The sequence below is a fragment of the Aeromonas sp. FDAARGOS 1402 genome (assembly GCF_019046925.1).
Classification (GTDB): domain Bacteria; phylum Pseudomonadota; class Gammaproteobacteria; order Enterobacterales; family Aeromonadaceae; genus Aeromonas; species Aeromonas caviae.
In genome coordinates this window covers 17,314-35,528 of sequence record NZ_CP077204.1, presented here as the reverse complement: position 1 = coordinate 35,528, position 18,215 = coordinate 17,314, and the positions used below count along the sequence as shown (strand labels likewise).

The 18,215-nt window shown below is 62.3% G+C and carries 11 protein-coding genes; 2 read left to right on the top strand and 9 right to left on the bottom strand.

What is annotated here, in order from left to right:
* Positions 1 to 291 precede the first annotated feature (291 nt).
* A complete protein-coding gene (locus I6L32_RS22805; RefSeq protein WP_210538563.1) occupies positions 292 to 765 on the top strand; it encodes a hypothetical protein in 474 nt (157 codons plus the stop codon).
* 124 nt (positions 766 to 889) lie between these two features.
* On the opposite strand, the gene I6L32_RS22800 is transcribed toward I6L32_RS22805, so the two are convergent.
* The 9 genes from I6L32_RS22800 to I6L32_RS22760 all read right to left on the bottom strand — a co-directional run bounded on the left by I6L32_RS22800 (position 890) and on the right by I6L32_RS22760 (position 16,383).
* Entirely contained in the window at positions 890 to 1,603 is a 714-nt protein-coding gene (locus I6L32_RS22800) for a hypothetical protein (RefSeq protein WP_210538562.1), read from the bottom strand.
* 2,958 nt (positions 1,604 to 4,561) lie between these two features.
* On the bottom strand, positions 4,562 to 4,786 hold the full coding sequence (locus tag I6L32_RS22795; RefSeq protein ID WP_109113040.1) for a hypothetical protein: 225 nt from the start codon (positions 4,784 to 4,786) through the stop codon (positions 4,562 to 4,564).
* Positions 4,783 to 6,732 (bottom strand): hypothetical protein, encoded by a 1,950-nt coding sequence (locus I6L32_RS22790; RefSeq protein ID WP_210538351.1) that lies wholly within the window; start codon positions 6,730 to 6,732, stop codon positions 4,783 to 4,785. The genes I6L32_RS22795 and I6L32_RS22790 overlap by 4 nt, the downstream gene beginning before the upstream one ends.
* Before the next feature lie 27 nt (positions 6,733 to 6,759).
* On the bottom strand, positions 6,760 to 7,164 hold the full coding sequence (locus tag I6L32_RS22785) for a hypothetical protein (protein ID WP_210538350.1): 405 nt from the start codon (positions 7,162 to 7,164) through the stop codon (positions 6,760 to 6,762).
* A gap of 22 nt (positions 7,165 to 7,186) precedes the next feature.
* Positions 7,187 to 8,239 carry a hypothetical protein gene (locus I6L32_RS23470; RefSeq protein WP_236748028.1) on the bottom strand — a complete coding sequence of 351 codons (1,053 nt, stop codon included), beginning with the start codon at positions 8,237 to 8,239 and terminating at the stop codon, positions 7,187 to 7,189.
* 3 nt (positions 8,240 to 8,242) lie between these two features.
* Entirely contained in the window at positions 8,243 to 9,439 is a 1,197-nt protein-coding gene (locus tag I6L32_RS22775) for a hypothetical protein (protein ID WP_210538349.1), read from the bottom strand.
* 115 nt (positions 9,440 to 9,554) lie between these two features.
* Positions 9,555 to 13,175: a curculin (mannose-binding) lectin protein gene (locus I6L32_RS22770; RefSeq protein ID WP_216945377.1), complete on the bottom strand. Its 3,621-nt coding sequence runs from the start codon at positions 13,173 to 13,175 to the stop codon at positions 9,555 to 9,557.
* Positions 13,172 to 13,540 carry a hypothetical protein gene (locus I6L32_RS22765; protein ID WP_180907223.1) on the bottom strand — a complete coding sequence of 123 codons (369 nt, stop codon included), beginning with the start codon at positions 13,538 to 13,540 and terminating at the stop codon, positions 13,172 to 13,174. Before I6L32_RS22765 ends, I6L32_RS22770 begins: the two co-directional genes overlap by 4 nt.
* A complete protein-coding gene (locus I6L32_RS22760; protein WP_210538347.1) occupies positions 13,537 to 16,383 on the bottom strand; it encodes a tape measure protein in 2,847 nt (948 codons plus the stop codon). Before I6L32_RS22760 ends, I6L32_RS22765 begins: the two co-directional genes overlap by 4 nt.
* Before the next feature lie 496 nt (positions 16,384 to 16,879).
* On the opposite strand from I6L32_RS22760, the gene I6L32_RS22755 reads away from it, so the two are divergent.
* Positions 16,880 to 18,172 (top strand): HEPN/Toprim-associated domain-containing protein, encoded by a 1,293-nt coding sequence (locus tag I6L32_RS22755; RefSeq protein WP_210538346.1) that lies wholly within the window; start codon positions 16,880 to 16,882, stop codon positions 18,170 to 18,172.
* Positions 18,173 to 18,215: the final 43 nt, after the last annotated feature.

Below are 18,215 nucleotides of genomic sequence, written 5' to 3'. Positions count from 1 at the left end.
CAATGATGATCGCTCAAAAATATTAACTTTGTAGTGTGTAGTATGTCCCTACATACGACATTACACAACAACCAGAAGCGTGCATGGAGGTAAGCGGCGCTAAAATCCGATTCACAATCTATACCAGCCGTCAAGATAACCCACTAAAAATACATAACGCAATGAAATGTATATTCTATTGCGTTAGATTTCTGCTGGGGGTAGGATTGCACTTGTCGTTGTAATCATTGCTACATTGCGACATTACATGCGATGTGAATGAATCCATGGCCATATGCTACCAGTCACGATATGGTTGATGAGCTGGAAAACAAAGAAGAAGGAGGATGTGTGAGGAGCTTGTTTTTGGGGGTTGACCACCGATTTGTCGCGCTGGCCTTTCTGGGGTCCACGGTTGCGGCCGGTTGCGCACTGCGGTTTGGGTCTGGAGCAGATTTCGCAGCTGGTTATTATGCACTCACAGCGCTGATCATGGCCATAGGACTAGGGTGCCTGTATGGCGGGGTATCAGCGAACTACCAGGGCTTAAGTTGGCAATTATTCCAGTACCCATACGACACAGGTGCCCGTGCCCGCCTGGCATCGCTGTTGGTTATTCGCCGCCGAGCAGCGATTGGGTTCGGAATTGCAATGGCAATGACCAACAATTGTCTTATGTTGGCGGCATTTGGGAGCGATGTATTTTCTGTCACTTCACTCGGGGTATTGGCGGGAGGCTTTTTCGTGTTGGCGTGTCAGTGGCATTCCAAAAGGAAAGTGGCTTAATACGAACTTGAATGCGATTGATGAATCGTCAAAAAAGCCCACTCTCTTTGAAATCTAGCGCCTTGAGCTACCCATTTCCCAAAACGCCTCGAATCGTCATCTCTCACGATGTAGATCTGCACTCTCAGGCGCAAAAGGCACCGAAATCGGCTGCACTTTCAGGAAGTGTCATCTCCCATGGACGAGGTGTTGGCTCGTAATAACGGATCCCTACCGTTTTAGCAGCGTTCTTCATCTCGCTCAATATCAATTTAGCAGAGTTCGCGACAGCGAATCGGTGTGATGGGAGAACTGAACTGATTCCTTCCTGCAGGAGGGATGGATAAAAATGATTGGATTGAATATCACCGATACCAACTTGAATGCCGACTGCATCATATATTTCGGCAAGCCCTTTGGTATCTAAACGTTCGGGAAACATGCCTAGTGAATCTGGGGTTCCCATTAAAATAAAATGTTTATTGTGTGCTAGCAGTGCGACATGCTTTGTCACGGTTTCAACGAAACGATAATCAGCCAATATTTGCATGCTAATTGGGATGAACATTTTCGGAGCTTCACCAATAGCATCACGAGGAATGCTTTTCCAAACATCCAATGCTTTACCAAGAAGGTATGAACCAAGTAAAAACTCTACATCGTAGGTGTAGGTTGCAAAGCGCATAGAAAGCGGTAAGCGCAGTACAAGTGCGTTCGTAGTATCCCCATCAGCCGGGAATACCGGATCTAGGGTAAGCTTGATGCTATCAGCAGCAATTGCCTGGCGAGCCAATTGAGCCGCCGTGAGTTTGTCTGGTTTCATGTTGTTATGTTTTTTTCTCCGCTTGTCTTTAGGCATTGTGACACACCTCCGTAAGCGAAATTAATAGTCAGCTGAGGTGATGGTTTTTCACAGCAGCAATCACAGCATGGCAGTTCGGGACTCAAATTACAACTAACCAAATGTGTGGTTTGGCTACATTACAATGCCTGACCACATGAAAATGTTAACATACTATTACGCGCTTCATTTCATTTGGCAAGGTAAACCCCCTCCTTCGTTCAGCGTTGCGCAAGGTAATCCAACTCTCCTATAGCGCCTCTCATACGTAACCCATTTCATTTCCCTTCATTTTTCCCAGAACTCCCCCCTACCCCCGCCAATGGTATTGAGCTTCGCACAAAGGAACGGCTGAGACAGGATCGGACGCAGGCCTCAAGGGGTAACAACGCCACCCAACAGCCAAGGCCGAGACCTTGAATCCGCACCCCATCAGCAGGCACCACCCACAGTGATGGGTGCTCTAGGTCCCGACAGCCAGGCGGGACAGGCCCCTCCTGCAACACATACCAGCCAGCGGTGGCCGGCTGCCCGCCAGATACACCTTGCCGGACGCAGCACCGGATCCCTTTCCCCGCTCCCACCCTGGGCCCCGAGCTCGTCGACGACCCAGGGCGCCGGATCCCGGAGACGGCCCGGGGACAACCTGCAGCACCGGACCACCCACCGGTGGCCACCCTGGGCCCTGGGCTCGTCGGCGGGCCGGGAGCCACCTGCAGAACCGGTTCACCCGCCGGGCCGCCGGCAGTGGCCACCTTGGGCACCGAGCTCATCGGCGACCCGGGGCACCAGGTCCCGACCCCCGCCCGGGGGCCACCTCCCCACCGGATCACCCGCACGGCCACCGGCATTGGCCACCTGCAGCACCGGTTCACCCGCCTGGCCGCCGGCAGTGGCCACCCTGAGCCCTGGGCTCGTCGGCGGGCCGGGAGCCACCTGCAGAACCGGTTCACCCGCCGGGCCGCCGGCAGTTGCCACCTTGGGCACCGAGCTCATCGGCGACCCGGGGCACCAGGTCCCGACCACCGCCCGGGGGCCACCTCCCCACCGGATCACCCGCACGGCCACCGGCATTGGCCACCTGCAGCACCGGTTCACCCGCCTGGCCGCCGGCAGTGGCCACCCTGAGCCCTGGGCTCGTCGGCGGGCCGGGAGCCACCTGCAGAACCGGTTCACCCGCCGGGCCGCCGGCAGTTGCCACCTTGGGCACCGAGCTCATCGGCGACCCGGGGCACCAGGTCCCGACCACCGCCCGGGGGCCACCTCCCCACCGGATCACCCGCACAGCCGCCGACAGTGGCCACCCTGGGCCCCGAGCCCGCGGCGGCCCGGGGCCCACCGCGCACCAGATCACCCCCCCACCCGCCGCCGCTGGCCACCTTGGGCCCCGAGTTCGTCGACGACCCAGGGCACCGGATCCCGGCGCCGGCCCGGGGGCAACCCGCAGCACCGGACCACCCACCGGTGGCCACCCTGGGCCCTGGGCTCGTCGGCGGGCCGGGAGCCACCTGCAGAACCGGTTCACCCGCCGGGCCGCCGGCAGTGGCCACCTTGGGCCCCGAGTTCGTCGACGACCCAGGGCACCGGATCCCGGCGCCGGCCCGGGAGCCACCTGCAGAACCGGTTCACCCGCCGGGCCGCCGGCAGTAGCCACCCTGGGCCCCGAGCCCGCGGCGGCCCGGGGCCCACCGCGTACCAGATCACCCCCCCCACCCGCCGCCGCTGGCCACCTTGGGCACCGGATCACCCACCCACCGGCGGCCACCTTGGGCCCCGAGTTCGTCGACGACCCGGGGCACCAGGTCCCGCCCCCCGCCCGGGGGCCACCTCCCCACCGGATCACCCGCACGGCCACCGGCATTGGCCACCTGCAGCACCGGTTCACCCGCCTGGCCACCGGCATTGGCCACCTGCAGCACCGGTTCACCCGCCTGGCCGCCGGCATTGGCCACCTGCAGCACCGGTTCACCCGCCTGGCCGCCGGCAGTGGCCACCCTGAGCCCTGGGCTCGTCGGCGGCCCGGGGCCACCTGCAGCACCGGTTCACCTGCCTGGGCGCCGAGCTCGGCGGCGACCCGGGATCCCGTACTCAGCATGCACACCGACAAAACCCCACCACCACCCAGGCCCCTCCGCTCCCCGGCGCCGGCCGCCGCTGGCCACCTTGGGCCCCGAGTTCGTCGACGACCCAGGGCACCGGATCCCGGCGCCGGCCCGGGGGCAACCCGCAGCACCGGATCACCCGCACGGCCACCGGCATTGGCCACCTGCAGCACCGGTTCACCCGCCTGGTCGCCGGCAGTGGCCACCCTGAGCCCTGGGCTCGTCGGCGGGCCGGGAGCCACCTGCAGAACCGGTTCACCCGCCGGGCCGCCGGCAGTAGCCACCCTGGGCCCCGAGCCCGCGGCGGCCCGGGGCCCACCGCGCACCAGATCACCCCCCCCCACCCGCCGCCGCTGGCCACCTTGGGCACCGGATCACCCACCCACCGGCGGCCACCTTGGGCCCCGAGTTCGTCGACGACCCGGGGCACCAGGTCCCGCCCCCCGCCCGGGGGCCACCTCCCCACCGGATCACCCGCACGGCCACCGGCATTGGCCACCTGCAGCACCGGTTCACCCGCCTGGCCGCCGGCAGTGGCCACCCTGAGCCCTGGGCTCGTCGGCGGCCCGGGGCCACCTGCAGCACCGGTTCACCTGCCTGGGCGCCGAGCTCGGCGGCGACCCGGGATCCCGTACTCAGCATGCACACCGACAAAACCCCACCACCACCTAGGCCCCTCCGCTCCCCGGCGCCGGCCGGGGGCCCACCGGATCACCCACCCAGCGGCCGGCAGTGGCCACCTTGAGCACCGAGCTGTAGCCCGCCGCGAAAAATGAAAAACGCAACTGGGTAAAACGATAAACAGAGCAGAGGCCACATTTATCAAACTCGGTGAATCAGAAATCACCCAGTTTGAAAAACGCTTAACAGGGGTTTAAACCTCGATTTCATAGGTTGGTAAATCAGGAGCGGGCCCTATGATAGCACCACTCTGGTAGAACGCCTTCTGGCCGATGGCCACCCCTCCCCCTCGCACCACCACCACACCGCCCCCCATCGTTTGCAGCGTCGTCGTCGTGGCACCGACAGCGGTCACGGTACCAACCAGCAAAGGGTCGGCACCGGGTACCAGCTCCAGGAACTGTTTGAACAGGTTCATACAAATCGCTCCACGCTCAGTTGTTGGCGTACCTTCATAGCCCTGTCCTGCAGCTCTGCAGAGACCCGCACGCTCCGGTTAAAACCCTTCCAGCCATCCACCGCGAGCAACGCCCCCGGCAAGATGAGTCCGGTGTCGTTCGATAGCGGCAGCTCGATGGCCTGCAGGCGCTTCGGCATGGTCTTGGCCAGGGCCACCACCCCCTGGGCACGGGCCGCCACCACATCGCACACCAGCGGGTGGGTGATGGTCGGTGCCTGTTTCTCCCCTGCCGTGCCTTGGCGCAGCACCCGGGCGCTGATGCCCTGATGACCACCACTGACCCAGACCCCGTTCGCCGCCTGCCCGGGCTGGGAGTCACTGCCCAGGGTCGTGATGATGGCGCGGGGAATGGCCATGTCGGCCAGCGCCCCGTCGAGCTGCCAGGGGACGGTCGGGTAGCGTGGCTTGATGACCAGGTGCCGGTTGCGCTGGTGCGGCAGCACGAACCCGCCTGCCGCCTCGGCCAGGTACTTGATCGCCTCGATCGGGGTCTGCTTGTCCAGGCTGAAAAAGCCTGCCGGTACCAGCCAGTCCGCTGCCTGCCAATCCAGGGTCCAGCCAAACGGCAGCAACGCCTCCGCCAGCTGGGCCATGGTAGCCAAGGCGCTCTCGCTCACCGCTTGCGCCAGTACGTGGGTCGGCGACAGATAAGCGGTGCGAGAGCGACCGGTCAGGGTCGCCGACTGCCGGGCAAAGCTCTCGCTCGACTGCCAGCCATCGCATACGCAGTCCCACTGCTGGCCGTTGACGTGGATGCTGACCTCTTCATCGTCCGTCATGGCCGCTGCCGCGACGCGCGGGATCTGGGCCGTGAACTGCCAGGCCCAGGAGTCGGTGTCGAGTTCGATGCTCAGCGAGGTGGTTGGAATATCGACCCCATCCCTCACCCGTACAATGCTTGCTGTGTTGCTCACCAGATAAACCCTCCGGGTTGGGATAACAATCTGAGCCTGTCCGAACCAGACGAACTCCAGGGAGGCGTCCCCCCGGGGCCGGCCGAACGCCAGCACCTTGGTCCGTTTGTCCGGGCGTACCGGTGGCGTCGTCGGCTTGGGCGGTGGCGACATGCCCCAGGGGGGCTGCATTGCCTCCTCCCAGCGCGACAGCCAGCCCTTGTGCAGCTGCAGGCCGAGCTGCCAGCGCTGGCCGCCCAGGGTGAAACCGAGCGGGGTGGCCTCCTGCCAGTGGTCGGCTTGCCACACCTTGTCCTGGCGCGGGGGGTTGCGAAACCCGCTCACCTGCCAGCGCCCCACCGGGGCCCCCTCGACCCAGAGCGAACGGGTCACGGCATGGCCGGGGGGCAGGCTGTCGAACCCATGGCCATTGCTTGCGTCGAGGGCCAACCCCTCATCGAACGGCACAAGCACGGTGCCATCCTCCCGGGGCAGCTGTTCGGCCAGGCCGGTCCACTCGCTCTGCAGGGGGCTGGCCTCCTGCCAATGATTCTGACAGGGGGAAGAAACGAGGGCTGGCTGCTGCCAGTCGCTTTGCACTGCCCGGGTCACCAGCGCGGCCCGCTCGAAATGATCGGTGCTGGTGTGGCTCGGCCCCCGGAACACATTGATGTCGTGGCCGGCCTCGATGGCAGGCAGCAGGGGGCGAGCCGTGCTGGCCAGGGTCGCCTCGATGACCACGGCGGCACCGATCTCGACCACCGGCTGCGGCGCCGTGGCCAGCAGGGCAGCCGGGTAAACCGGTATCACCGCCAGGCTGGCCTGGGTCGCGGGCCCCGTCCCCTGCAGTGCGCTCGGTAGCACCAGGCCCGGGGAGCAGGTCAGGCTGGGCGGCAGGCTGGTGCCCCGCAGCACGGCCGCATAGCGCTGCACCATGAGCGGGTTCAGCTCCAGGGCGGCGCTGGCCTTGCGGGCCTTCTGCAACTCCAGCCGGGCGTCGGTTCTGGCCATGCTGACCTCGTGGCTCACGGGGAGCGGTTAGGGTTCGGTAAAGATGGCGTCGTTGATGCGCACCATGGCGCCGGTGAACAGCTCACTGGCGGGGATTTCGATGTCGGCGCCGCTCTCCGGTGGCCCCACGTCGAGATCCGCCACAAAGCCCCCGTCCCGGTTGGCGATGCGCCCCCAGGCCTGGACCCCGCTGGCGGTGACCATCTGCTCGGCCAGGGGCTTGAGCGTCAGCACCCCGCCCGTCACGCTCTGGGCGCACGGGTGAGTGAACTGCAGCGTCACCAAGAGCACCTGGCTGGTGACGGCCGCCCCCGGGGCGGGGCGGGTGCCGGTGTAGATCTTGAGGGTCGCGGGCCCCGCGCTGCCCTCGTCGATGGCGGTGGCCAGCAGCTGGGCGCGGCTGGTGCGCAGGGCATCTGCATACGTGAACATAGTACCTCCTGGTGCGGCCCTATCAGGCCAGGCCGACCCCCTCACCGGGGGCGTAGGGGGTGGGGAGCTGGAAGTCGGCCGCCACGGCGTTGTAGTCGGCGGGGCCGAACGCCGGATCGTCCTGGGCGACCAGCATATAGCGGCGGTTGAGCCACAAGAGATCGAACCGGTATTTGCCATCGCTGGCGCGGCTCATGGTCTCGCCGACCAGGTTGCCCGCCTGGCCGAAGCAGAGCACCCGGCGGGCGACCCCCTCCCCGTTGATCGTGACCGTGCTCTCGATGTAGCCCTGCAGCACGTTCTGAACCCCATCCCGCAGCCAGTACCTGTCCAGCCCAGAACAAAGGAGATTCGTGTCTAGCTGGGTGGGGTTCACGGGGCCCGCATAGCCTCTGCCCTCCCCACTGACCCAAGCCACGTCCTGCGGCTGGAACACGCTGCGCGGCTCCTGATTGGCAGGGGTGAACCTCATGCGGTGGGTTCTCACCTCCCCCAAGGTGAGCGCCGAATCGAGATGCCGCCAGATAATCTTTGAGACCTGCACCGTACAGCCGTAGAGGAACAGGGCAGGCCTCAGATTAAAGTGGGTGTTATCACTGGCCTGCATGACCTGTACGTCATTGACATACAGCGTCAGGTTGGTGCCGACCTTCGTGAATTTCACCCGGTAGCTCTGGCCCACCACTAACCCGCTACCAGTGCTATTGGAGGCGGATTGAACTGAGGACTCAACCGCATTGATCCATTTACTTATCCCGAAGGTGTTATCGAGCGCAAAGAAGCGGTATCCATTAGCTTGGGTGCCCGTGGGAGTCACTAACCAACCCCCAACGTGCTTTCTACCCGCAGAGTCCGACACTATCTTGAGCGTGAGTTCACACTCGGCGTCATACTCCTGACAGGTAGGCTCCCCACTGAAAATAACGCCGCCCTGCGCGAGGCCGATGCTGGCCTGCAGGGTCTTGCTGACGGACTCGTAGGCTGCGGAGATACCCGTGCCAAAGAGGGTCGTGGGTACGTTGGGGGTAACAGCGAAATCAATCACCTTCTCGTAGACAACATCGCCAAGCGCCATGGCTTACCTCCAGGGACCTGTGAGATCAAAGCCAATCAGGGTGGGAGCATAGTTAAAACTATTCTCGTTGTAGGTGGCTTGGACAAACCGCACGATCTTGCCGGGCAGTGCTGGCATGTCTTTAAAGTTTTTACGACCCCATGCGGCTAGGTTGGCATAGGGCACCACGACCCCGGGGAGATGGCCCCGCAGGTGGTTATTGGTCTCCAGCACCATGATGGGATCCGTACACAGATAGAACCCGTTATCCGGCCCGTTGGGGACCGTCAACCCCGTACCAAATCTGGGAAATACCCCCTTCAACCACCACACGGTCGTACCATAAAGCTGATGGTAAGCTCGGGCTATGACCCTGTGACTGGACTCATCGAAGGAAAGCAAGTTGTTATACACATAAGCGTAAGAGGGTGATGAAGTCGATGCGTCCCAACGGCGCGCAGTATCATTCGCACTCTGGACACAGTATGTCGCCAAGAGCGCATGATAACGGTCACCGGGGCGCACCGAGTTGATATAGCCGAACATCAGCAATGCTTGGTAGTTGTGGGCGGCATACGCGGGCAGGAAAAAGAGCAGTTGACTGTCGCCTATGAGATCCCAGCGCCCGTCGCTGTAGCGCTTGGTCGCGGGCCAGCGATGATCGTAGATCAGGGTATAGGTATCTATGCCCACCACATCCTCGACGAGCTGGGCCTTAGCCAGATAGGCACTGCTGGTTCCTGTCCAGCCGCTGAATGCGGTGTTGTCGATACGCAAACTGACGTTGCCAGATGCCGATACATCGGTCGGGCGGTAGATGGCCACCATGCCGTCTGCACTCTCGTGGGTCAGGGTCCAGCCGAGCGGGGCCACCTTCATGGTGAGGGTGCCGCTGGCAGAAGCCCCGGGGTTGCCACCGTCCAACTCGAACCACACCTCGGTGGTGCTCACCTTCTTGACTCGGTGCTCGCCGTTGTAGGCGGCAGGGCTTGCACCGGTCACCTCAATCACCGAGTCTTTCAGGTAAGCGTGACCGCCAGAGATGGTCGCCTTGGCGGCATTCTCGGCGGCGTCCCACACCAGACTGTTAAGGGTGAGGGTGCCGAACCCGGTCACCAGCACGGCCTTGAGCAGGGCCGTCAGGGCCCCGGCGCTGGTATCCCCCAGGTTGGGGGCGCCTTGCATCTCGCTCGCATACCACTTCACGGGGAAAGTAGCCATGGTGTTCTCCAGTTGAATCAGTCAGGGTGGGGCAGATTGCCCCACTCGCATCAGTGGCTAGCGCGTCAACGGGGTGCAGGCCCTCGGCGCCGTCACTTTCCTGCACTGCTACCTGTCAGCGGTTGACGTTGCCGCGCAGCTGCAGCTCGAACTTGTCGGTTTCCTGGGCTGCCACCGACTGCAGGATGGTGCGGATCACCCAGAGCGGGTACGCCGCCGCCTGGGTGGTGAAGCGCAGCACGTTGCCGCTCGACCAGCCTGCCCCCCAGCCACGGTGATCCAGCAGGAAATAGGGCTGGCCGTTGTTGGGGTTGATGGGCGCCAAGTCGGTGTTCACGTCCCCCACCGCGATCTGGCCCACATGCTCCCCGACCAGCACAAAGTTGGTGCTGGAGTTGAAGATGATGGCCCAGCGCTCCTGCAGGGTGGCGCGGTTGGAGACCTGGATCGGGTAGTCGGTGTCGTTGTACTGCGCCGTGGACTGGTCGCCGATGAGGTAATCAGACCAGACATTGGTCCAACTCTTCTGATCGAACAGCCCGGTGTAACGCGCCCACAAGTCGCCGATGATGAGCGCACTGGACACCAGGGTGTCGGCGGCGTCATAGGCGTGGGACAAGGGCCTGGCCAGTCTGAGCCGGCCCGAGATCTCCACGTCGCTGACCAGGCTCATGTCCTCGATGCGGTGGACCACGTAGAGGGGTTCGGCGTAACCGGTCAGGTTCAAGGGGCTGGCAAGCGTCACCACGCCGCTGTCCAGGTTGACGCTGTAGAGCGCCTGGGGCAGTTGCTTGCCGTCCTTGTCCTCCACATGGGCATAAGCCAGCCGTTCGCGGCCGGTGTTGAGCTGCTGCCCGGCACTGACCCCCATCGGGAAGGCGGCCTTGCGGGTGCTGTGCACCACCACGATGTTGCCGGTGCGGATGAACGGCACCCGGCCATCGGACGGCAGCCGCACCGGATCCAGCCCGATGATGTCGGCATCGAGCGGCAGATAGCTGAACACCACGCAGTTGAACCGGATGGTGTCGGCCACCACGCTGAGCGGGCGCCAGATCTTGCCGTCCTCCCCCACCTGCTCGGCGTCATACCAGGGCTGCCCCTCGTTGCCGGCGGCCGTGACCTTGCGGCCAAAGCGCACCCACACCACCCCGGTCTGGTAGTTCACCCGGCCATCCATGTCGGTGGTGGTGAAATAGCCGTCCCCGTCTGCCGTCGCCTCGATGCGCCGCCCGGTGGCGGTGTTGGCACTGAGGTAGAGGCTGCCCGGGGCCACCGGGGCCCCGGGGGTGCGGAAGGTCACCGCATCCACCGACTGAACGCTGAACGAGGTGGCCAGGGACTGCAGCGACGGCTGGGCCCCCTGCCCTGCCGCCCAGTCGGCCAGCACCGCCAGCCCGTTGCTGTAGTCGATGGTGCCCGCCTGGATGCCGGCACCGGTCTCCGGGTCAGGGTTGCGGTAGAGCAACCCCTGGCGGTCCACGTAGGTGCTGCCCCCCAGGGTGAAGCGCATCGAGCCCTCCAGGATCGCCTCGGCATAGCCCGGGGTCACGTCGATCCGCAGCGCCTGGGCGGTCAGGGTGGCATTCTGCGCCAGGGCGCTGTTGTTGTTGCGGTAGGTCACATCGACCCAGCCCCCCTCGCCATCGGGGAAGGTGTAGGCGGTGTTGACGTACTGGAAGCCTGTCAGGGTCCAGCGCATGTCGGTGTACCAGGTGCCCGTCACCGGGTCCTGATGGCTGCCCGCCGGCACCCAGGCATAGGTGGGTTCTGGCAGCAGGGCGGTGCCGTCCGGCATGAAATGCAGGGTGCCGGCGCCGTAGTCGATGGCGCCCAGCACGTTGCCGCTGGCGTCTTTCAGGTTGCCCTGCCCATCGTCCTGCAGCGTGATGATGGGGTCCTTCTTCTCGATGGAGAGGATCCGCTCATCGGCCGCCACGATGTTGTAAAGCGCGTTGAACTTCACCCGCACCGACCCCGGGGTGAGGTTGAGCGCACCGCCGCCGTCACCGTCCAGGGTGATGGAGAGGTGCCCCACCTGGCCGGGGGTGCTGAGGCGCCCGGGCTCGATGTGGCGCTCGGTCACCGGCTCGCCGTACTGGTACTGGGCCACGTACTCCTGGCCCAGCGCCGGCAGGGTGATGTGCTCCAGATCGATGATGCCCTCGGCATAGTCGATGGTGCCGGTGATGTCGCCCCGGATCCGCCCATCCCCCACCGCATCGTTGGCAGTCAGGCCCGCGCCCCAGGTCAGGATCAGGCTCTTGGGGGTGATGCCGGTGTGGGGCAGCTGCCAGGCGCTCTTGCTGATGCTGATGGCCTGGCCGCTGCGGTTGGTGTAGTTGACCGGGGTGGCCCAGCTGAACAGGATCGCCGTGTCCACGTCCGGCAGCGCCCCCAGGGTCAGCATGACCGAGCCGGTGGCCAGATTGACCACACCGGACCCGTATGACCTGTCTGCCCCGAACAGCTCGCCCCGGCCGTTGTCCTTCAAGTCGTACCATTTGCCTTGCGCCATGAACGACACCGTCAGGGTGCCCGGCGCCGGGGTCGGCTGCAGGGTGATGGTGTAGGCATAGCCCCGGTTGTTGGCCTTGATCTCGATCTGGGCCGTGTCGGCGATACGCGACGGGCGGGCCGCCGGCCAGAAACTGACGCTCTTGCTCGCGGTGCCGTAGTTCGGGCACTGGGCGTTGAACTCCAGCTGGCCCCGGCCATAGTCGATAGCCCCCACCACAGACCCGGCGACAACCAGCTCGCCCCCCTTGTCGGTGATGGTTGCCGCGCCGATGGTGATGCTGAGCGTCCCCGGCTTGACGCCGGTGCCGAGGAACAGGCCCCGACTCGGGGCGATGCTGGCAACGGTCGAGAAGGTGACCAGGGCCTTGCCGGAATCCACCAGGCTGGCCAGCTCGCCGGCAGCGGTCAGATCCACCGCCGGGGTCTCGCTCCTGGCCGCCGGCACCAGCTGGGTGAAGATGGTCTTGGCCTTCACCTGCATGGCCCCGAACGCCGCATTTTCCGCGAGCTTGGTGGTGGCGAAGTAGTTGGCCGCATCGGCCACCACGGTCTCGCGCAGGGCGGTTTTGAGGTTGGTCACCACGTCATAGGGGGTCGGCTGCTCCCCCTCGAAGGTGTAGCACAGCGGATCCGCCAGCTTGCAGGTCACCACGTTGCGGGTGAACTCGGGCACCCCGGGGATCTGGAACTTGGCCAGTTGCTGGGTCACCTCCAGCACCCGCACATACTGCTCGAACTCGCCGGCCTTGCCCTCGTTGCCGACCAGCACCAGGGTCTCCCCCACCTCCGGCAGGCGCACCTCGACGCGCTGGAAGAAGCGGATCGCCCGCTGCCCTTCCAGCTGGGTGTCGTACAGAAAGCCGCGCCACTTGGGCCCACGGGCCAGGTAGCGCTCCAGCACGTCGCGGGCCTCGGCGCGGGTGTCGTGGTGATCCCCGGTGCTCATCAGGCACAGGCCCACGTTGGGGTCGCTCGGCGGCAGCAGCACAGTAGTGTTGGCGCCGTAATAGGTGTCGGTGTTGTCGGTCTGCACCGTCAAGAAGGCCTTGCGCAGGTTGACCACCCCATAGGCGCGGTCGAGATCGCTGATGTCGGGGAACAGGCTGTTGTGCTCGCCACTGACGATCTCGTGGCCGGTCACCCGGCCGCCGCCATCGGGGGTGTCCGTCAGGCGCTGGCTGCCGAGCAGCTTGATGTCGCCGGAAAGAATGCTCATCGGATCACCTCGGTGAAGTTAAGGGTCAAGGCATAGGGCTCACCCGCCTCGGGGTCGGCCATCTCGATCAACGGGGTGGCCACGATGCCGGGCCTGCGCCAGAACACCTCCCGCTGCAGTCCATCCAGCAGGGTCAGGGTCATCAGCTGGGCCACCTGGGCCTCCAGCGCCTTGAGTGCGAGCACGGTGGCGCGGGGGCAATGACCCACCAGAGTGATGGGGCGCCCCTCCGGTTTGGCCGTTTCCTCGACCAGGAGAGCGCCAGAGAGCGTCGGCGTGACCACTTGCTCGACGGGGGCCCAATCGAACTCGTCGCGCCAGATGAGATCATCGGGCAGGTGCAGCCCGTTTAAGGTGACGTTCATGAGCGCAGTCCCTGCTGTTTAAGGAGGTTGATAAGGGCGGCGGCATTGGCCTCATCGGCCTGCACCTCGGCCTTGGCACCGTTCGATGCACGCAACTCGATGATGATCCGCTGGGGTTGCCCCGGATTGAACGAGGTTTGGGGCAGGCTTGATGGCCTGGCTTGGCCGGCGGCCGAAGTGGGGGCTTGCGCCTGCTGGGTCTCTTTCGCCTGGGCTTTGCTCAGTTCCTGCTGGAGCTTAGTGCGCATGGCCTCCATCTCCTTCTGGAATTTCTCGCCGTAATACTTGCTCCACTCGCTATAGGCGGGAATGTCCCTGACCTTCTGGCTGTAGCGGGCCAGCTCCTCTTCCACGCCGGCGAGGGTATTGGCCAGGGCATCGGCGTTGCCGCGCAGGTTGTTGATGTCCACGGTCTTGTAGAAGAACGAGCCGGCCCCCACGCTGCGGGTGACCTCCCCCCGGCCACTGCCCGCACCGCCCCCGCCACCGGCCGAGGCCACGGCGTTGCCGGTCTGCTCCGCCTCATCCTGTACGCCACGAAGGCCCGAGCGCATGGCATCGGTGGCACTCTTGGCCCTGGCGGCCGCCGAGTCGAAGCCATCGCCGATCGCCGCCACCGCCTGTTTGGCGTCACCGCTGCCCCCCTTCACCTTGCTCATGGCGTCAGCCGCGATGGCCATGGAGCGGGTGATGCCATCCCCGGTGAGCTGGCCCTGCTTGGTCATTGCCTTCATGCGCTCGATCACCGCGTCGATCTCGGCCTTGTTCTTCGCCTGGTTGAACGCTGCCGCCAGGTACTCCTCACAGGCCGCCGAACTGGAGCCGCTGTGCTGCACCAGGGTATCCAGGGCGCTGAGGGTCTCCTTGAAGCTCTCGCCGATACGGCCATTGGCCCGCTCGAAGTCCAGCCCCAGGGTCTGGGCTGCCTTGCCCAACGTGGCGGGGAGCTCTGCCGCCGTTTTCCTGGCGACGGCGTTGATCTCATCCAGGTAGTCGCGGGTCTGCTTGGCCTCAGTGCCGAGCGCCTGAACGGCGGCGGCCCCCGCTCGCCAACTGCCGGTGGCCTCGTCGTAATGTACCTTGCCCTCGGCGACCAGGCGGTCGAGATCCGCCATGCTGGTGATAGCCACTCCCAACTCGGCAGAGAGGGCAGCCAGTTGGCCATTGAGCTGAGCCTGGGTCTGCGCACGCAGCGCCTGGGATTCTCGCAGCGCCAGCTCGGCCTGCATCCACTCCTTGAGGGCGGTGGCCAGACGGATGATCTGGAATATCGACTCGACAGTGACGGCGGCCAGCAACCCCTTGATCGCCATCCCAAGAGCTTGCATCCCGATAGAGGCGGCGGCCGCTGCCGTCCCTGCCGTGGTCATGCCCCCCGCCGCCGTGGCCGTCGCCGCCGGCAGGGCGATGAACTGACCATAGAGGCCGCGCAGATCGGCAATCCAGCCCGCGATTTTCAGGCCATACCAAGCCTGGGCCATCACCAGCAGGGCATCTCGCCAGGCATAGACGGTCTGGATGAAGGCCTTGATGGATTCCCCAAGCCCGACGATGCCGTCGGAGAGGCGCTGGGCCCACGCCTGCAGGCGGCCATCCTGGGCCATCTGGTCGAATTCACGGTTCAGGCTGGCCAGCTGGTTCTTGAGCCAGGTCAGCGCCCCGTTCTCCGCCACCATGCGGTAGAACTTGGCCAGGTTGTCCTGGGCGTTGGAGATAAGCCCCGAGAGCAGGCTCATGTTGTTGGCCGCAGCTCCGCTCGACTGGGCGGCGATCTCGTTCATTAGCGCCTGGATAGTGTCCCGGCCGAGCTTGCCCGCTTCCGAGAGCTTCTGCAGCTCGGCGGTGTTCTTGCCGGTGACCTGCTCCAGCAGTTGCCACACCGGCACCCCGCGTTCGATAAGCTGCAGGATCTCTTCACCCTGCAGCTTCTGCTTGGCCCAGGCCTGGCCGAGGGCCAGGGAGATGCCCTGCACTTCCTCAAATCCGCCGCCCAGCTTGTAAGCCTGATCGACGATGCCCTGCATCGAACCGTTCATGGGATCGATGCCAAAGGCCTTCAGGCGCACGAAGACCTGGGTCACCTCGTCGAGCTGCAGCGGGGTGTTCTTGGCGAAGTCCTGGATCCAGGCAGACGCCTCTTTGCCACCGGCAATCGACCCCATCACCGCCTTGAGCTGCACACTGAGCCGCTCGGCCTGATCGCCGGTTTGGAACATGGCCATCAGTTGGGTGGTGAGGGTCTGGATACCGAACCAGGTACCGGCCATCGCCACCAGGCGGCCGGTCAGGCTACCGATGGCTCCCTGGAAGCCGCCAGCGCCTTGCGCTCCCTGCACCAGGGAACGCCCCAGCCGTTCGGTTTGGGCCGCGCTCTCGCGCAGTTCGCGCTGCAGTCTGTTCTGTTCCTGGGCAAGGTTGCGGGTATCGATCCCAGCTTGGGATAGGCCCCCACGCAGGCGGCCAACTTCGCTGTGCTGGGCAATCAGCTGGCGCTCCAGCTGCTTGACCTCGGAAGCCAGCAGTCGCTCCTGGTCGGTGAGCTGGCGGGCGCTACCTGCCGCCCCCTGCTGCTCGCGGCGCAGTTCGGCCAACTTATCCCGGGAGAGTATGGTGGCCAGTTCGAGCTGGGTCAGGGCGCGGCCGCTGGCCTCGAACTGAGCGATCAGGTCGCGCTGCTGGGTCAATCCTTCCAGGGTTTGCGCCAGGCGCTCGGTCTCGGCGGCAGTCTCGTCAGAGAGTGGGCCCAACTCCTGCACCTGCCCCGCCAGCGCGGCCAGATCCTCGCGGCCGGTGACTTTGGCCGCGAGTTCTAACGCGAGTTTTAGGTTGGAAGAGGTAGACATGGGCATTCCTGAGAGATTCAGATATGCCCCATGGTAAAGAGATGACAAGATGGGAGGGTTTATGGCCAATTACTGAGATATATCATAGAAAAACCATCCTTTGCCGAGTATGATTTGCTGAAAGATGAATGCCCCAGATTTCCTTTCTTCTCCCCGTCGGTGAAGCCACATTATTGATTGATTAGTTGATGTTGTTCATGAATAACTCATCTCACTCTTTCCCCTTAGCCCACAAGCAATTAATATGACCGAGTGGCAGTTTCACCTCAGCTTTCACAGTCAGAGGGAGCTAGGCGAATATGTAATGCTTTAGAGATAATTTGGTAGTGCAATGATTTAAAGCTTATTTTCGTGGTAATGATTAAGGTGAGGTGGAATTATATGAAAGACTATACTATCGGATTAGCCCCATCTCCTATCTCATCGCTATTTAGCAGTACAATTACCGCCCACTTTAATCCGCAACAATAACATTCATAATGAGAAGGGAAATTAAATGGGAACTTCGATAGAGCTACGCCTTGGAAACGTCTCCCTATCATATTCTAAAAATAGCATGGGGAAAGATTATGGATTTTTATTTCAGAATGGTGATCTAAGACGTGATAAATCAGAAGTAATAAACTACGGAGATGATGAAGAGCATCCAGAAGAAGAACCGGACCTTGGTGAAGCAGAGGAGATTTTTGCTAGAAAATTGTCTCGCGTTATACCTAGACTTAATTTACTAGGTTATACGCTTGAGAATGCACGCACTGAATATCAATCAGTAGTCTCATATGCAGAAGAAATATCAGATATTTGTGATGCGGCAAATTCTGTTAAAAAACATCTCACTTTTGAAGAATTCTGCAACTTGGCATGTCGTTATCCGCTAGCCGAGTTAAATGATGATTATGTCAATCACAATATGCCATCCCGAGACATAATCTCTCAGGGGCGTTTTGCCGATGACATCGACTTGTTTGATCGCATTCCTTGGAATGAGAACTCAAATCTTTATTGGTCTGAAGCCAGTTACCTTTCTGCGAATGTTTGCATTCTCAGCGCGGAATCTATGCTGCAGATCTTTGCCCTAAATGAAGCGAATACAGACGTTGAGGTTAGATGGGCTTTTGGTCATATTGTCTACGCGGGCTGGGTCGAACGCGAAGCATTCCGAGCTGGAGCGATACAAAAGCAAAAGGTTCTGATCGCTACTGAAGGTTCATCAGACGCGCGCATTATTCGACGAGTACTTGATGTCCTACGCCCTGACGTAGCTGATTTTTTCAATTTCATAGATGTCGATGAGAGCCATCCCTTCTGGGGAACTGGTAACCTTGTGAAATTCGCAGAGGGACTTTTACGAATAGAAGTTCTTAATCAGGTGTTATTTGTTTTCGATAACGATGCAGAGGGTGTTGATGCTTTTCGTAAGCTTGAGAGGTTGAACCTTCCATCCAACATGAGAGCAATGCTACTGCCTGACCTTGAGGAATTAAGAGATTTTAAAACTCTCGGGCCTGAAGGTATTAACACCTCTGATATCAATGGGCGGGCAGCAGCAATTGAGTGCTATCTTGACCTTCATTTAGATCAATACCCCCCAGCTCAAATTACATGGAGTAACTTCAAAAAAGATATCGAAGCATGGCATGGTGTATTGGATTTCAAAGAGTCCTACTCAAAGCATTTCTACGATCAGTCCGAGGATATGCTGAGAAATGGTAGTTATGACACATCTAAATTATTAAAATTAATAGATGCGTTAATCCGAGAGTCAGGGTTGGTAATTCCTGTTATTTAAGCTTTCCCCTTTGCTCTTCATATCTGCGTATAGTAGTTCGTAG

Excerpts from the sequence above, each read along its gene's own strand:
- I6L32_RS22805 (WP_210538563.1), top strand. The coding sequence starts at position 292 with ATGGTTGATGAGCTGGAAAACAAAGAAGAAGGAGGATGTGTGAGGAGC.
- I6L32_RS22800 (WP_210538562.1), bottom strand. The coding sequence starts at position 1,603 with ATGCCTAAAGACAAGCGGAGAAAAAAACATAACAACATGAAACCAGAC.
- I6L32_RS22795 (WP_109113040.1), bottom strand. The coding sequence starts at position 4,786 with ATGAACCTGTTCAAACAGTTCCTGGAGCTGGTACCCGGTGCCGACCCT.
- I6L32_RS22790 (WP_210538351.1), bottom strand. The coding sequence starts at position 6,732 with ATGGCCAGAACCGACGCCCGGCTGGAGTTGCAGAAGGCCCGCAAGGCC.
- I6L32_RS22785 (WP_210538350.1), bottom strand. The coding sequence starts at position 7,164 with ATGTTCACGTATGCAGATGCCCTGCGCACCAGCCGCGCCCAGCTGCTG.
- I6L32_RS23470 (WP_236748028.1), bottom strand. The coding sequence starts at position 8,239 with ATGGCGCTTGGCGATGTTGTCTACGAGAAGGTGATTGATTTCGCTGTT.
- I6L32_RS22775 (WP_210538349.1), bottom strand. The coding sequence starts at position 9,439 with ATGGCTACTTTCCCCGTGAAGTGGTATGCGAGCGAGATGCAAGGCGCC.
- I6L32_RS22770 (WP_216945377.1), bottom strand. The coding sequence starts at position 13,175 with ATGAGCATTCTTTCCGGCGACATCAAGCTGCTCGGCAGCCAGCGCCTG.
- I6L32_RS22765 (WP_180907223.1), bottom strand. The coding sequence starts at position 13,540 with ATGAACGTCACCTTAAACGGGCTGCACCTGCCCGATGATCTCATCTGG.
- I6L32_RS22760 (WP_210538347.1), bottom strand. The coding sequence starts at position 16,383 with ATGTCTACCTCTTCCAACCTAAAACTCGCGTTAGAACTCGCGGCCAAA.
- I6L32_RS22755 (WP_210538346.1), top strand. The coding sequence starts at position 16,880 with ATGGGAACTTCGATAGAGCTACGCCTTGGAAACGTCTCCCTATCATAT.